Annotated in this window: 9 protein-coding genes; 7 read left to right on the top strand and 2 right to left on the bottom strand. The window is 32.1% G+C overall.

Annotated features, from left to right (window positions below):
- Nucleotide 1 precedes the first annotated feature (1 nt).
- From ABH959_RS25665 to ABH959_RS25655, 3 genes are read left to right on the top strand one after another with little or no spacing between them, the layout of a single operon-like run.
- Nucleotides 2–1567 carry a hypothetical protein gene (locus tag ABH959_RS25665; protein WP_404493356.1) on the top strand — a complete coding sequence of 522 codons (1566 nt, stop codon included), beginning with the start codon at nt 2–4 and terminating at the stop codon, nt 1565–1567.
- Nucleotides 1548–2288, top strand: a complete 741-nt coding sequence (locus ABH959_RS25660) for a DUF6063 family protein (protein ID WP_404493355.1) — start codon at nt 1548–1550, stop codon at nt 2286–2288. The genes ABH959_RS25665 and ABH959_RS25660 overlap by 20 nt, the downstream gene beginning before the upstream one ends.
- A gap of 1 nt (nt 2289) precedes the next feature.
- On the top strand, nt 2290–6654 hold the full coding sequence (locus tag ABH959_RS25655) for a coiled-coil domain-containing protein (protein WP_404493354.1): 4365 nt from the start codon (nt 2290–2292) through the stop codon (nt 6652–6654).
- A gap of 222 nt (nt 6655–6876) precedes the next feature.
- Here ABH959_RS25655 and ABH959_RS25650 read toward each other — a convergent pair whose 3' ends face one another.
- Together ABH959_RS25650 and ABH959_RS25645 are read right to left on the bottom strand one after the other, a co-directional pair.
- Complete coding sequence (locus ABH959_RS25650) at nt 6877–7062, bottom strand: hypothetical protein (protein ID WP_086406773.1); 186 nt, start codon at nt 7060–7062, stop codon at nt 6877–6879.
- A gap of 59 nt (nt 7063–7121) precedes the next feature.
- Nucleotides 7122–8324 carry a DNA-methyltransferase gene (locus ABH959_RS25645; protein ID WP_086406772.1) on the bottom strand — a complete coding sequence of 401 codons (1203 nt, stop codon included), beginning with the start codon at nt 8322–8324 and terminating at the stop codon, nt 7122–7124.
- Between the two features lie 95 nt (nt 8325–8419).
- Between ABH959_RS25645 and ABH959_RS25640 the strand changes: the two genes are divergently transcribed.
- The 4 genes from ABH959_RS25640 (at nt 8420) to ABH959_RS25625 (ending at nt 12712) form a co-directional block, all read left to right on the top strand.
- Nucleotides 8420–8659: a helix-turn-helix domain-containing protein gene (locus tag ABH959_RS25640; protein ID WP_086406771.1), complete on the top strand. Its 240-nt coding sequence runs from the start codon at nt 8420–8422 to the stop codon at nt 8657–8659.
- A gap of 870 nt (nt 8660–9529) precedes the next feature.
- Nucleotides 9530–9985 (top strand): SLATT domain-containing protein, encoded by a 456-nt coding sequence (locus tag ABH959_RS25635; protein WP_254905534.1) that lies wholly within the window; start codon nt 9530–9532, stop codon nt 9983–9985.
- Between the two features lie 824 nt (nt 9986–10809).
- Complete coding sequence (locus ABH959_RS25630; protein WP_404493353.1) at nt 10810–11853, top strand: ParA family protein; 1044 nt, start codon at nt 10810–10812, stop codon at nt 11851–11853.
- Nucleotides 11843–12712 (top strand): SIR2 family NAD-dependent protein deacylase, encoded by an 870-nt coding sequence (locus ABH959_RS25625; RefSeq protein WP_046955367.1) that lies wholly within the window; start codon nt 11843–11845, stop codon nt 12710–12712. The genes ABH959_RS25630 and ABH959_RS25625 overlap by 11 nt, the downstream gene beginning before the upstream one ends.
- The last annotated feature ends 39 nt before the right edge of the window (nt 12713–12751 follow it).

The raw sequence follows: 12751 nt of genomic DNA, 5'->3' as shown, positions 1-12751 counted from the left end.
GATGGAAAATTGGAATGAATTGTTTCATGGTTTCGATGAAAGGATGAAAAATCTTAGCGTGTTTCATCCTCTCTTACAATTGCAATCCAAAAATAGATTCAAAGAATATCCTTTAATACCGCTTGGGATGGCAGTTTTGCTCTATATATTAGAAAATATGCTAAGCGAAAATAAACCTACAACAAATGAAGAACTCACCTATTTTCTCCAAAAAATATTAGAAGAATCTTATAAGGAAGGAATTACGTTTCAGGAAGCGGACGAGCTAAGGAGCGTCCTTGTGGACGGTTTTTTACGTAATAATGGTGCACCCCATACTTTTTCCTATTATGATTTTGTAAATCGAAAGGAACAGAATTTTCAATTCCATTATATTGAATACGATACGTATGATATTCGTGAATTGCGAGAAAAACGTGTGCAGCTAAAGCTAACTACTGTTGGGATTGAAGTGTTATTTAAAACAAAAGAAATGTTTAATGAATTACAAATCTCTATTTCACAATTATACTTCAAACAACAAATGGAGAAAGGTTTGTTTGATGGGGCGCTTCGGACAGTACGTGAGTTATCCTTACAGATTCGAAATGAAAAGCAAAAAATGATCGAACTGCAAGGAAAAATTATTAAAGATGCAATTGAAGTATCGAAGAAAAAAGAGTTGGAACTGCAAATGAAGCGTGTAAACGAACAAACTGTTCGTGAAAGAACTACGTTTTTAGAATTGAAACATCTCGTAGAGGATGCACTGCATCGATACTACAAGGGAGAGTTGACAAAAAAAGAAGAAAAAGGAATAGATACTATCTTGCAAATCGATTACCGTTTAACAGATGTAATTTCCCTACATGAATCGTTATTTATTGAAAAGCAAAGGCTGGAAAAGGTTATGAGCGAATCCGTAGAATACTTAATTTTAAACGCATTCTCCGTGAAGCTTAATTTTGAAAAAGAAGTCCTAGGAGAAATTGTACGAAATCATGTAGGAGTTGAATCTCTTGGTGAAGTAGTACGACCATTTATATCGCTACGCGTCCCTCGTTTTTTTCACCCTGCGCGCATGTTTGAAAAACAAAGGCGAAAAAAAGAGAAGGAAGAGCAAGAAATGTTTATCCCTGTGATTGATGAAGAAATTCTCATGGAGCAAGAAAGAAAGGAACGGTATGAAGCCGAGCAGTTGCAAAGAGAACAAAGGTATCTGTTAAAGCTACTCTTACAACCACTTTTAACAAAAGAATCCTACACGATAAAAGAGATATTGGATACTTTACGGGAAGATGATAGTAATGCATATACAAGAATTACAAAAGGGCTAATGCTTTATTCCTTTTTGGTTACTCTACATACATCAGAAACAAAATTTGAAATTATACCGACAGAATTGCTTCCATTTGTGGAACCGATAGCCAGACTATTTCATGAATTGACCATAGAAAATCCAGAATTTGCAGAAATCGGGTACGTGTCAATTGATCCAAACGGAGAATCAATGACTTTAGAGAGTGGATATATCCTTGCAAACTTTACTATTCAGAGGGGGAACTCATATGTATTGGGAAGTAACTGAGGCAGAGGCCGCATTTGAATTATTTCTTGTGTTTTTACGAAAAGGAAAAATCGAAAAGAATGAAAGGGATTTGTACCAATTATATGACAAAGAACAAGTTCAAGATATCTTACACCATTTGATCGAGAAAAAAGCTAATATGAAAATATTTGAAGCAAAAGATGGCTTATATATTGTACCAAACATGGATAATGAGATTTTTAGCTATTCAAATGAGGAGCTTCGTATAAAAATGAAACTGAAAAATAATCGGGAGTTGTATTTAGCATATTTTGCTATGCTTACGGTGGTTTCTAAATTTTACAACAGTGAGGATCAAACGTTATCAACTCGAGTGTATGTGACGATTGAAGATGTGGAGTCTACGATTAACTATCATATAGAACAGTTTGAGAAATCGATAAAAGAGTTTGACGATACAGAAGACCTTGCCGACTTTTATGACTTAGATATTGACGGGATTGTAAAAGCATGGGACGGACTTAAAGTATATGATGAAAAAGCAAAAAACATTGAATTGACAGAAAATAATCGTATTGGTTTTTTACTAAAGGTATTTCGATTTATGCAAGAAGAACATCTGTTTATCGTGCGAGAATACAAAGAGATTGAGTTAACTGAAAAGTTGAAAAGGATAGTTACTTCCTACTATTTTAATAGTTTTCGCAAAGAACAACTAATGAATCTATTACAAAAATCGGATGGAAGGGTTGGAAACTAGCATGCCACGATTATTACAAGTTCGTATGAGTAATATCATTTTGGATGAGGGAAAAAAAGTGATCCCAGATTTGACGTGGTCACCAGATGGAAGAGATATGTTATTTATTTTGGAAAATGGAGGTGGGAAAACAAGTGTTATTCAGTTGATGATGCAAACAATTTTGCCGAATGTCACACTAACTGGACGAAAAATGAAAGAAACAGTTGCAAAACGATCAAACGGGCATATTGCAACATCTTGGCGACTTGACGGTGATCAACCAAAATATGCGGTCTTCGGATTCTCTTATGTAAATGCAAATTCAGAATCTGAAGATTTGCAATATTTTAATTATTATTTTACGCATTCAGATGATTCGCCGCTCACAATTGAAACCTTGCCGATGGTGGTAAATGGAAAGTTAACAAACTATACCGAATATAAAAGAACATTGCAGCGTGCGGAAGGAGTTCGCGTACGAATTCCTGAAACAAATGAGCAGTATAAAATGGAACTTCAGCAGTTTCAAATTCTTGTTGAAGAATGGAAGAACATGCAAAAGATTAATGGGGATGAGGGAGGGGTTGCTGAGTTTTTCGCTAAGGCAAAAACGGTAGAAGACCTCATAAAAAAACTGCTCATTCCATCAATTGAAGATACGATATTCCAAAGAAAAGAGGATAAAGAAGGTATCTTTGAATCTTTCAAGGGATTTAAGGATAATCTGTTGCGGATTCCGGAGCTGAAACAAGATATTCGTGACTTTGGAATGATTCAAGATAATGCAGACAGTGTAATTACATCTGTGGAAACTTATCAAAATATGAAGAAAGCTTTTTTTGAAACACAAAATCGACTGGTTCGATTGAAAAAAACATTTCATGTATACAAAGAAGAATTGCAAGAAGTAAATGCGTCTGTAGAACAGGAAATTCAGGAATTGAATGCAAGACAAAATGATTGGCTTTGGATTAAAGACAGCTATCTGCCACAGCAAACTATGAAAGAGATTATATCACTTCAAAATAAATTACAAAGTACGCAGGAAAAAGTCGCACAACAAACAGATCGGCTGCAAACTGAAAAACAACATCATAAAGAAGCTAGAGCACTGTATCATTATGGTGAATATAAAATGTTTCAGCGCGAAAGACAAACCTATCAAACAGAATTGGATGCGTTTGAGTTATCTCATGCAGAATTAATGAAACAATTGGAAGAAGCAAAACGCGTGTTTCAAAATGCATGGTATGCCGAACTTCAAGAAAGAAAAGAAAAAGAGGAAGAGGTAAAAGAAAAACTCTGTGTATGTGAAGTAGAAATGGTAGAGGCAAAACAAATCATTAAAGAAATACGACAAAATGGGAATGTACTTACAAAAGAGAATGCAGAAATTCAAGCAGAACTTGCACAATACAAAAATTATCATAAAGTATTACAGCAGGAAGTAGGAGATGTGGCTGTAGCCGATAAGTCACAGTTTATACTACAGTGTATAAAAGAAATTACTCAGATTAAAGAAGACAACATAGAATTAGAAACGAAGATTAAAATAGAAGAGATACAGAAAAAGAAACAAGAAGAAAGTGTGCAAGAGAAAACGTTATTGATTGCTCAGTGGAGTAATGAGAAACAAAATAAGGAAAAGGAGTCGGAGAAGTATATAACACATAAAGAGCGCGTACAAAACATGTTACTTCGAATAGGAAAATCCATCTCTCATATGTGGGAAGAACGTGAGGAATGTGTTTTAACCCTTCAAAAGCAGTTGGACCAGCTTATTCAAGATAAAGAAAAACTAGCCCTTATTGTACAGCGACAAAGAGAACGCGTTGAGGATTTGCAAACTTATGATTATTTCATTCCGCACAAAACACTACTACGCATTAAAGAAGAATTAGAGAAGAACCAAATTTACGTTGTACTCGGAAGTGAATGGCTTTCACAGCAGGCGTTAGAAGAAGAAGACAAAGAGAACGTGTTAGAGAACAATAGATTATTACCCTATTCCATACTAGTAGAAGAAGGACAAATTAAACAAGTAGAGCGTGTGCTTCGTACATTAAAAGGAGAACGTTTTGAAATTCCGATTATATTCCAAGTAAAAGAAAAACTTATTACTTCTTTCAAAACAGATATGCCGATACTTATGAGTATGCAGCGAGGGGTTATGGTATTTCAACCGCTAGAAAAGAAATTATTTGCATCTCGTGCTGAAATGCAGCGTATTCTACAAGAAGAAGAACATCAATTGCATACAAATATCCAAAATTTAAACCAATATAGAGAATTAGAAGCATTGCTTCAAACAGTTTTTCGAGAGATTACATCTTTTTTTGAAACTTACGACAACAGGTTTGAAGAGAGGGTAAAACAGCAGATAAATTTATTACGAGTAAAAGGAGAGAAAGCGGAGCAGCAGATTGAAGAAATTCGTGCAGATATATCTCTTTGTGAGCAGCAAATCGTAGATATGAAAGAAAAATGTAGACAACTGGAAAAACAGAAATATACGATGAGAACCAAATTAGAAAAGGTGGAAGCGTTCTGTAAACGATACTGTGATATTCAGTCTGTGAAAGATAGACATATAAAAGCACAAGCCGATCTCATTAGCATAGAAAAAGAGCTGACTATGGCTGAGAGTAGGCAGGAAGAAATCAGAATGCGACAAATGCAAATGCAACGTCTTGTAGATGATCACCAACATCAACGGAAACAACACGAGGACGTTCGCAACTTGTATGGTTTTTTATATGAGCTTGTAGAAGGAGAAGTTACGACGGGTGATTACGAAACAGCTCGAATTACATTTGAGCAGCTAAATAAACGTATGGAGCAGGAGAACGGTAGTTATGAACATATTCGAAAATTACTAACAGCCGCTCAGCGAAATGAAATTAAGGAGCAAGAAGTAATTCAGGCACTTGCAGTATGCTGGGAGTGGTTAAAATATCAGCAGCGAAGTATTACTGCAACAGAGGTAGAAGAGGCTAAAAACTCAGAAGAAAAGGCAGAAGAGACCCTTCGTACTATGGAAAAAGAAATGACTGAGATTGAAAAAGAAGTGTACGGGAAAGAAGAAAAATGGAAAACAGAATGTGATGCAGTGAAACGGGTATATAAAAAAGAACCACATGTTTTCGGTGAGGATGCAAAAGAGGAACAGGAATATGCGATACGTGAGTTGACATCTTCTTATGAAGAACAAGAACAGTTAGAATGTAAATATAAACAAAAGGAAGAAGAATGGAGAGCGGTTTGTCAGGTCTTAGAAACTTTTCAAGATATTGCGGATCTCCCTGTGTGCACAGAACTTACGATGGTTTTACCAACAGAGGAGTGGAAAAGTATTTATAGTAATCCAATGGAAACATTTCGCAAGCTGAAACGGGAAACAGAGACGGAAAAATCAAATTTTGAACAGCAAAGAATACGCGTACGACGAGCATTTCAGTATTATATTGAATGTTTAGAGATGACGAATAACCATAAAGTAAAAATATTTGCAGATCAATTCACACGTTTGCTAGAAGGTGAGAAGTTGTTTGATTACGAGTATATTCATAGTAAATTCTTACGAGTTTTTGAAAGTCTTGCAGCAATGAAACAGCAACATGAACATATGCTTGTACAATCTGAAAGAGATAAACAAGAACTAGTAAACTTAATGTATCAGCGAATTGTAGCAGTATATGAAAATATTAAAGAAATACCTCGTCATTCAAAAATTCAGTTATACAGTATGCCTTTTGAGATGATTAAAATGGATTGGAAAAGGGAAGAAGAAGAAACCGCTCTTCAAAATCTGCTTCAGTGGGTGGATACACTGTTACACCATGTACAAAAAATGCATCAAAGCGGTAAAAATGAGGAAGAAATTGATTTATTTATGAAACAGCAGCTGCGTACAGAAAAGATGTTGGATAGTCTGGCTCCAATTCCTACGTGTCAAATTAAAGTGTTCAAACCCCGAAAACAGACTTTAATGGAAAGTGGTATAGATTATATGCCATGGCATATTGCAGCAAAATGGTCGGGTGGGGAACAATATACGTCATATATGACCATGTTTATGGTCTTAATTACGCATATTCGTAAAAAGAGATTTACGAAAGAAAATTCATGGAAATTTATTATTGCAGATAATCCGTTTGGAAAGGCATCTAGTGAGCATGTAGTGAGTCCTATTATTGAACTTGCACAAAAATGTAATATTCAGCTTATGTGTTTAACTGCAATCAAAGAAGAAGGGCTGCGAAGACATTTTGATGTGGTTACGAGCAATCGCTATTATCACGTGGGTGGGAAAGAGATTCTCTCAAAACAAGAACAAGTGACAAGTTTAAAGAGTTTATATTATAAAAAACCTGTAGTAATTTAATCAAAAGAAGGATTTTATGATCCTTCTTTTGTTAATATTATTGGAGTTTATTATATGTTTAATGTCCATTATTTTAACCGAATTCCTTTGAGAAGGAACAAATATATGTTTATGTATTAGTGTTGCTAGAGCAAATTACATACTCTTTTACTATCACATCTTTACACAAATTTTGGAGGGAGGCTTCTAACAGAAAAAAATGATGACTTCCATAAAGGGAGTCTAAGATTTATTGTTTATGTGATTTTGCCATTCTTGTAAATCAAAAATTACTTCACTGAAATCTTTTTCAAAAGGATATTTTTCTGAAAGGAAGTCAGAATGAGTGGCCTCAATTTTTTCCCATTCTTCACTTAATTTATGCCATGCTGAAATAGCGTTTTCTAATGCTTTGTTGAATTCGTCCATTTTAAGTTTGCTCCTTTACCTGGATAAACAATAATATATTATTGTTTATCCTAATTATTTTATCTAAAATCTTCATCAATCCATAATCCATTTTTTTTGCGTAATTCCTTGACTTTATCAGGGAAGAGCTTGTTTTTTTCTTCATAGACTTTATCAAATAGTTTTTGATCTTGCTCTTTATTTTCAAGCCTGTCTTTTATAATTTCACAATTTCCTAACTCAAATCCTATCCATTTACGCCCTAATAATTCGCAAGCAGCAAATGTTGTGCCGCTGCCTCCAAATGGGTCTAAAACAACATCACCTTGATTTGTGCTCATGCTAATTACACGATCAAGTAATTTGATGGATAGTTCGTTAAATTTTCTATTTTTAGAGTTTTTATGTCTAACGGGATAAATATCTGACCAAACATCAGATAGAGTCGTACCATTAGGATTCATTTTATTTTTGTATCCACCGTAATCTTTAATCTCTTTCCCGCATTGTGGGCAAGTTTGTAATGGAATCCTTTGCATGTTAAAAGTCTTAGGTCGTTCTCCTTTTATGTAATATAGGAGGCTATAGTTAGATGGATACAATTTATTTTGAATAGGAAGCCCCAACTTCATATCAACCGTTATCCAATTTCTAAAGTTCATTTTTCCATTTAGATACTCTGAAAGATAGGTGTTCCATTTTGGAATATTATATACGAATAAAGAGCCTCCGGGTTTTAAAACTCTAATACACTCATCTATCCATTTATAATACCAATTCAAATATCTGCTAAAAGAATTATTATCATTTATACCCTCGTCATACTCTTTATCAAGGTTAAAAGGAGGATCAGCAAAAATCGTATCAATACTATCATCTTTAATTAGTTTAAATGCCTCTAAGCAATCCATATTATATAGCTTTCCAAGATCTGTAGAAAAATAGGAATGAAATGTCGGGGTATCAATAATTTTCTCTTGTTTAATAACATTTCTTTTCTCAAGGAGTTTTGCAATTTCCTTGCTATTAGTTAAAAAAGTTTCCTCAAAACCAGCAGGTATTCTACCTAATTTTAATTCCAATTCCATTTTTGTTATTTCAAGATAACTAAGTATTCCGTTTAAAAGCTTTTTATTTGTTGGAATAATACCATTTTCCTTAAAAGCATTTAAGTCCTTTTTATATATCTTTTCTTTTTTGAATAAAGCAAACATTTCATCTTCTGTATGTCCTAATTGATTAGCTTTATCTATAATTATGTCAAAAATAGTAAAAAAACGCAATGTTATACACCTCATGTAACTTATAGTCTGTAGACCTATAGTATACATAATTTTATCATTTTCTTTAAACTATAGTCAATTATGTAGGAGGAATTATGGGGAGAAATATTAGGGTGTTGTTTGGACAAAAAGTACGTCAAATAAGATTGTTACAAAATAATATGTCACAAGAAAAATTAGCTTTTAAGTGTGATCTGCATAGAACTTACATATCGGACATTGAAAGAGGTAATAGGAACGTTTCACTTGATAATATTGAAAAAATTGCTAAGGCACTAGATGTACAACCAAAAGATTTACTTAATTTTGATTCACAGATAAATTTAAATAAATAGAGAAAGGTAATAGGAATTGCTTGCGAATAGAACTTTAAATGAATAAATTAGGAAGTGAAAATCCCTTTTTTTATTTTTTTGCAAAATGAATTCAAAAATTTTTCCCGAAAAACAATTATGATGATGGAAACTTATAAATAAACATTGTAGTCCAAACTTAAATACGCTGATATATGGTATAGATAAATTTGAATTGATGTGCTGAATTTAGAAATATTTGTTTAGTGCCAAATGTCATGGATAAACTTCTGCAAGGTTTAAAATGCGGGAAAATCAATCTAACCATCATTCTACTGATTATTAAAAAATTACTTTATTTGCAGGTATAGTTCAAATTTAATGAATTAAAACTATATTTTGAATCTATTGTGGAAACCATTTATGTTTATCAAATTTAATGTTGAGATTTATGATGCCCATATCCTTTTTAAGACTACAAAATTATATTAATATATTAAAGATTCAATGCAAAATGGAAAGATAAAGTGAAAATTATATAAAAATTTACGTATGAGGGGTTCTTGTTTTAATCATTGTTTCCTCTTTTTCAATTATATATAAATCACCTTATATAATTTGTTTTGGTGTAGCTTTAGATAGTCATTCATGTTTTTTATACGAGTTAAGAAAAAATTGAATTATTAGGAGTACAAATTCTCTGGTAAACAGAATGCATTATATCCAAAATATAGAGTTGTATGAATGGTTAAATTCGGAAATGTATATTATTAAATACATATTTGTCTGAATATAATGTGATACTGACCTGTATAAAAGGTAAACTATTAATTTTATTACAAAGATTAATAGTTTAATTATCTTGGAAATAGATATATGAATGAGAGGAATGAAGTTGTTGTGAAGGCGCAAATGAAGGCAAGTATTTTATTTAAAAATGTTAATGAAGGTATAAAGTATTTTGATAAAAGAAGAAATCAAAATAAAAAGAGAGCTTTTATACTTAAAATGGCATCTCTTTTTTCAACAGCTCTTATTACATTTTTATTAGGAGCAAAGAGTATAAATAATAACATATTATCTGATATTGCTTTGTTATTAGCAGCTGGTGTCACTGTGTTTAATGGAATTGATGCTTTTTATAATCATAGAGATTTATGGGAAAAGGATGTAAAAACGTTAAGTAGTTTGAGAGAGTTGAAGCGTAATATAGAGTACTATATTACTGGAGAACCAGAGAGTGAATTGTCTTTAGAGGTACTTAACGATTTTCAAAAAAAATTGCAAAGTATACTTAGTGCAGACATAAATATATGGTCGGGGGTAAGGGATGAAATTAAAATAGTTGAAAATGATGAAAAAAATTAGGTGTTATTGGATAGTAATGCGTATTTAATTAGGATATATACAATGCATGTACAAATTGATTTGTGCTTAAATCATGAGGGGCAATAAATTGAAAGTCAATTTAAAGGATATGAAGAGCTAAAGGTAGATTTATGAGGAATTTACTGGGCTTTCGTATCCAGAACTTTATAGGGATAATTATAGCTACGAATCTCCTATAGGAGATTGTAGGTGAATAACTTGTAATCGTTAAATCTCAATATATTAAAAAGTATTCTTATCAATGGTTGGAATTTATATTTTAGATTTTTAATACATATATAACTTATGATAAACAAACAAAAAGTTGTTTAAGAATAGATTAACATATTGATTTACTACTATTAATTTTTACAATCTTATAGTAACTCCAAAATATGAGCAGCTCCGTATGTTTTTTTAGTAATGATAGAAATAACACGGTTGGCAGGATAAATTTCTGCACATTTAATTCATAACTTGTATTGTCCAAAGAGCTTAGCAAGCGGGGAACAGTTAGATCTGCAAATATTTGAAGTTTAAGAGGATAATAGATCTTATTCCTTGTAAATAATTTGTTTAGTGGCTAAGTTTTAATACTAACCGATACAATTGATATAAAATTTAACTTAGCATTAAATAGTAGAAATACCATTCAAATTTGTTATGCAGGTTCTTATCAAAAATACTACTATTCGTATTATTAACAATTAGTGAAATAAGAGTAAGTAGAATAATGCTAAAGTAATTTATTTGTGTTGGTATATATTTTACAATAAGCAGGATTTTATTTTTAACATTTAATAATAATTTTAAGGGGTGGAAAAATGAAGATATTAACTTTTTTTAATAATAAAGGCGGCGTGGGAAAAACAACTACTGTTGTAAATTTAGCTAGTTATTTAAAAAAACATTTTAACAAAAATGTTTTATTAGTTGATTTAGACCCACAATCCAATTCAACTCAATTAATTGTACCAGAAGAAGACTGGGAAGATTTTTATTCGGAGACCGCAACTAGAGCTACTATCATGAGTTATTTTGGAGATATGGATGAGGGGAATATTTCCTTAGAAAATATTGAAATACCAATTAAATCTCAGGAAAATAAATATAATCTTGATATGATCCCTGGACATCCTAATTTATCTATTATTGATGATAAATTAAGTAGAAGTTGGAATAATATGTTTGCGAAAGAAAAAGGGGACTTAAGGATTGTTAATTGGTTAAATCAATTGAGAGGAATGTTTTCAGATTACGACTATATTTTTATTGATGTAGGCCCATCATTGGGAGCTTTGAATAGAAGTATATTATTAAATACCGATTACTTTTTAGCACCAATGGGCTCTGATATTTTTAGTGTAATAGGTGTAGGGAATATTGAGAGTTGGATTAAGCGCTGGAGATCAGATTATGAGACCGCAATATCTACATTTATGAGCGGATATGGTGCAGATTCAATAAAAGAATTCGCGCAAAAATACGCGGTTAATTTAAGTATTAATGATACTACAAAATTTATTGGCTACTCTGTTCAACAGTATTCTAAAAGGAAGTTTAAAGGAAAAGTACGACCAGTACAGGCATACGAAAATGTAATTAGCAAAATGGATGATAAAATTTATAATAGCCTAGGAAACTTACTTCCTGAGTCTGTTAAGAGAGAAAATATGAAAATTGGAGATGTACCATACGTCTATAGTATAGTGCCACTATCTCAAACTGCGAATTGTCCGATTTTTGATTTAGATTATCAGTCAGGATTAAGAGGAAATCAAAGTAGTAGTGTAGAGGAATACACAAAATATTTAGATGAAATTGCTACAAATTTATTAAAGAATTTAGGTGATTTAAATGGCGACTAAAACGGATATTATGTGGCCAGAAAAATTAATTGAGGAAATTGCATATCGCAGATGTATTATTTTCTTGGGTTCAGGTGTATCTGCAACAGCTGTTAATGAAGACGGTGAGTCTCCTAAAACATGGGGGGAATTTATAGAGGCGATACAGACTTTAATGAGAAATCCTAGTAGGAAGGATAGAAAGTTTGTTAAGGATATGTTAACCCAGGAGAATTATTTGTTAGCATTACAAGCAATCTATGATTTAAGTGACCCTGGTGAATATGCAAATTTTTTGAAAAGGAATTTTGGAAGAGGTAATTATATGGCTTCACAAGTACATAGCCATATTAAAGAAATAGATAGCAAGATAGTCATTACTACAAATTTTGATAAGATATATGATAATTTATGTAATGAAAATCATTATGTAAAGTATGATTATCAAAAAACAAGATCTATAATTACAAATATTAAGTCACCAGAGAATTTAATTGTTAAAGCGCATGGAACTATTGATGATACAGATGAAATAATTTTTACCTCTAAGCAGTATTATGATAGTCAAGAAAAATTTCCGGAATTTTATGAATTGTTAGGGTCCCTTTTTAAAACCAATACAGTATTGTTCTTAGGATATAGTTTAAGTGATCCGGATATTAATTTAATACTACATTCTTGTCGTAATACATCGAGTCCGGCTGCCCCTCATTACATAGTATTAAAAGAAGGAACTTCTGAGCATAAAATTAAACATTGGGAAGAAACATATAATGTTAAATGCCTGGAATTTGGACCAGATTATAATGCTTTTGAACCTAACATTGAAGAATTGAAAAATCAAGTTATTAGTTTGAGGGAGGATAGACAACTTCCTTAGAAAAATCTCACTTTGCAGAAAAATAGTGTAAAGTGAGAT

This window comes from Bacillus sp. RC51, assembly GCF_044908115.1.
Taxonomy (GTDB): Bacteria; Bacillota; Bacilli; order Bacillales; family Bacillaceae_G; genus Bacillus_A; species Bacillus_A mycoides.
The sequence above is the reverse complement of the archived record's forward strand: the minus strand, read 5'-3'. Positions and strand labels throughout refer to the sequence as shown.

What these genes read in the sequence shown, in the direction of transcription:
- ABH959_RS25665 (WP_404493356.1), top strand. Translation starts at nt 2, where the DNA reads ATGGAAAATTGGAATGAATTGTTTCATGGTTTCGATGAAAGGATGAAA.
- ABH959_RS25660 (WP_404493355.1), top strand. Translation starts at nt 1,548, where the DNA reads ATGTATTGGGAAGTAACTGAGGCAGAGGCCGCATTTGAATTATTTCTT.
- ABH959_RS25655 (WP_404493354.1), top strand. Translation starts at nt 2,290, where the DNA reads ATGCCACGATTATTACAAGTTCGTATGAGTAATATCATTTTGGATGAG.
- ABH959_RS25650 (WP_086406773.1), bottom strand. Translation starts at nt 7,062, where the DNA reads ATGGACGAATTCAACAAAGCATTAGAAAACGCTATTTCAGCATGGCAT.
- ABH959_RS25640 (WP_086406771.1), top strand. Translation starts at nt 8,420, where the DNA reads ATGGGGAGAAATATTAGGGTGTTGTTTGGACAAAAAGTACGTCAAATA.
- ABH959_RS25635 (WP_254905534.1), top strand. Translation starts at nt 9,530, where the DNA reads ATGAAGGCAAGTATTTTATTTAAAAATGTTAATGAAGGTATAAAGTAT.
- ABH959_RS25630 (WP_404493353.1), top strand. Translation starts at nt 10,810, where the DNA reads ATGAAGATATTAACTTTTTTTAATAATAAAGGCGGCGTGGGAAAAACA.
- ABH959_RS25625 (WP_046955367.1), top strand. Translation starts at nt 11,843, where the DNA reads ATGGCGACTAAAACGGATATTATGTGGCCAGAAAAATTAATTGAGGAA.